Source organism: Xenorhabdus sp. NBAII XenSa04 (genome assembly GCF_963866145.1).
GTDB lineage: Bacteria > Pseudomonadota > Gammaproteobacteria > Enterobacterales > Enterobacteriaceae > Xenorhabdus > Xenorhabdus indica.
Genome location: NZ_CAWMEB010000108.1, coordinates 1 through 3,750, shown reverse-complemented (window position 1 = coordinate 3,750; position 3,750 = coordinate 1). Strand labels below are relative to the sequence as shown.

At 51.3% G+C, this 3,750-nt stretch carries 1 protein-coding gene; it reads left to right on the top strand.

What is annotated here, in order from left to right:
• On the top strand, positions 1-3,750 hold a 3,750-nt coding region (locus AAC147_RS05710), incomplete at both ends, for a non-ribosomal peptide synthetase (protein WP_047685916.1).

Here is a 3,750-nt window from a genome sequence, read left to right as displayed (position 1 = left end):
GTTTGAACAACAGGTAGAGAAAACCCCGGCTGCCATAGCGTTAATCGCCGGGGATCAAACACTGAGCTATGCGGAATTGAATGTCCGAGCCAACTGGCTGGCCTGTCAATTGATTGAACAGGGGATTTGCCTGGGTGACCATGTAGCGATCCTGTTAGAACGCTCAATTGAATTGGTGGTGGCTCAGTTAGCTATCCTTAAGGCTGGTGCGGTTTATGTCCCTGTTGATCCCAACATACCGGATGAACGGAAAAACTGGCTGATAAACGATTGTGCCGCCAAATTACTGCTGACTGATATGCAGGCGGAGATCCCGGCTGAATTAGTTGTTCCGCGGCTCCGTCTTACCTGTGAGACAGAACCGATCCGGGAAGAAGAGCATCATAATCTTGATTTATTGGGAGCCAGTACCGGACCAGCATATATCATGTACACCTCTGGTTCGACTGGTATACCAAAAGGGGTCATTGTGCCTCATCGGGCGGTCGTCCGGTTGGTTATCAATAATGGTTATGCTGACATCGAACCCAATGACCGGATTGCTTTCGCCGCTAATCCGGCTTTCGATGCCAGCACCTTTGAAGTTTGGGCACCGTTGCTTAATGGTGCTGCGCTGGTGGTTATTGATCATATCACGTTGCTGACGCCGCGGGATTTTGTTCAGGCGTTACAGGTGCATCGCATTACAGTCTTGTGGATGAGTGTCGGGCTGTTTAACCGACTGGTGGAGGAGCTATTCCCGGTACTGCCTCAACTTAAAATGCTGCTGGTCGGGGGAGATGTCCTCGATCCACATGTTATTGCTCAAGTCCTGCGTAAAAATCCACCACAAAAGTTATTGAATGCCTACGGTCCAAGTGAGGGAACCACGTTTACCGCGACTTACTGTATTCAGGCGTTAACATCGGGTACAACTTCTATTCCTGTTGGTCGCCCCATTGCCAACACCCGAATTTATTTGTTGGATACGGATGGTCAGCCGGTGCCGTTGGGGATGAGCGGTGAGATTTATATCGGGGGTGACGGAGTGGCCTGCGGTTATCTCAATCGTCCTGAACTGACCGCTGAACGCTTTCTCCCAGATCCATTTAGCGATAAACCGAATGCACGTATGTACCGAACCGGAGATTTGGCCCGCTATCTGCCGGACGGCAATCTGGAATTCCTGGGCCGTAATGACCAGCAGGTGAAAATCCGTGGTTTCCGGATTGAACCGGGAGAAATTGAGGCTCGGCTGGTGGAATATCCGACGATACGTGAAGCTGTGGTGCTAGCGTTAGGGGAGGGGCTTGACAAACAACTGGTTGCTTATGTGCTGACCCAAGAGAATGAAGGACTGGCCGTTCGTCTGCGTGAACATCTGAGTACGCGGTTGCCGGATTATATGGTACCGGTGGCCTTTGTGCGTCTGGATGAATTTCCATTGACACCGAATGGTAAATTGGATCGCCGGGCGTTACCGATACCGGGGGCGGACGCCTTCGCTCGTCAGGTTTATGAAGCGCCGTTAGGAGAGATGGAGATGATTCTGGCGACCCTTTGGAGTGAATTACTGGGTATTGAACGTATTAGCCGACATGACAGTTTCTTTGCGTTAGGTGGACACTCTTTGCTCGGCGTACGGATGATTGAACGCCTGCACAGTATGGGATTGACACTGGCCGCCAGTAACCTGTTTCAATGCCCAGTATTGTCAGAACTGGCCCAGACATTGGATCAACATCAAATTGTAGTAGTACCGCTGAATGTCATTACCCCAGAGAGCACTGTGCTGACACCGGCAATGTTGCCGCTGATTGATCTGACTCAGTCTGAGATTGACCTTATTGTTGAACAGGTGCCGGGCGGGATTACCAATATTCAGGATATCTATGCTCTGTCGCCATTGCAGGACGGTATTTTATTCCATCATCTGTTGGCGAGGGAAAGTGACCCCTATCTGCTGGCCTATCCGATGATTTTTGCTGACCGGGCACTGCTGGAGCGTTATCTGGCAGCAGTGCAACAGGTGGTTGATCGCCATGATATCCTGCGAACCTCATTTATCTGGCAGGGATTATCTGCACCGGTGCAGGTGGTCTGGCGTCAAGTGCCTTTATCGGTCACTGAACTGACCCTGGATCCGGCTAACGGGCCAGTGGGTGAGCAATTGTCTCACCGTTTTGACCCACGTCAGTATCGTTTTGATCTGAGTCAGGCTCCGTTATTGCGCTTTGTAGTCGCACAAGAAACAGGAGCACAAGAAACAGATGGCCGTTGGCATGTGCTGCAATTGCAGCATCACCTGATTGGCGACCATACGACAATGGAAGTAATGCACCGCGAAGTGCAGGCCTGCCTTGTCGGACAGGATGACAACTTGCCAATACCGGTGCCTTTCCGCAATCTGGTGGCGCAGGCCCGGTTGAATGTCAATCAGGCAGAACATACCCGCTTCTTTACCGACATGCTGGCTGGCGTAGATGAACCAACGCTGCCGTTTGGCCTAACCGAGGTGCATCGTGATGGTTCACATGTCACACAATCGCACCGGATGTTACCACCGGAGTTAAACAACCGCCTTCGCCAACAGGCAAAACGCCTGGGTGTCAGTGTGGCAACATTGTGTCATTTGGCCTGGGCGCAGGTGTTGTCGCAAACCAGTGGTCAGGAAAAAGTGGTGTTTGGCACGGTATTGTTTGGGCGCATGGCGGCGGGGGAAGGAGCCGATAGCGGCATGGGGCTGTTTATCAATACGTTGCCGTTGCGGCTGGATATGGATGACACGTCAGTACATGACAGTGTACGACTGGCACAATCCCGACTGGCAGGATTGTTGGATTATGAACATGCCTCACTGGCGCTGGCTCAACGTTGTAGTGGGATAGCGGGCGGCACGTCACTGTTTAGTGCCCTGTTGAACTACCGGCATAATGAGCAGCCGCTGATCCCACATAAGGTTGTACCGGGTATCGAATTCCTGGGGGAACAAGAACGAACCAACTATCCGTTTGTACTGTCGGTAGAGGACGGGGGGGCTACTCTGGGGCTGACCGCGCAGGTAGTACAGCCATTTGAGCCGGATCGAGTATGTGGTTATATGCAACAGGCGCTGGCAAGTCTGGTCGAAGCGCTGGAGCGGGCACCAGAAACACCAGTACGGGCATTGAACATTTTGCCCGAAGCGGAACGTACATTATTGCTGGAAACCTGGAATGCCACAGAAACACCGTATCCTGAACAGTTATGCATTCATCAGTTGTTTGAACAACAAGTAGAGAAAACGCCAGTTGCTACAGCACTGATCGCGGGAGAGCAAATCCTCAGTTATATGGAACTGAATATCTGTGCTAATCGGCTGGCCCGTCAGTTAATTGAGCAAGGAGTTTATCCGGGTGAGCATGTTGCGATCTTGTTAGAGCGTTCCGTTGAGTTGGTAGTAGCTCAGTTAGCTATTCTCAAGGTGGGCGCTGCTTATGTCCCGATTGATCCTGGTGTACCGGACGAACGCAAGAATTGGTTGATAAAAAATTGTTCAGCTAAATTGCTACTTACCAATATGTGGGCGGATATTCCGGTTGGTCTCCTGGCTGTTCCGTTATTGCGTTTTTCTGCTGAGATGAGCACCATCAGGGAAGAAGATTACCTCAATCTTGACTTACCCGCTTCCAGTACTGGATCAGCGTATATCATGTATACCTCTGGCTCGACTGGCACACCCAAAGGCGTGGTAGTACCTCATCGTGCGGTAGTTCGGTTGGTTATCAATAA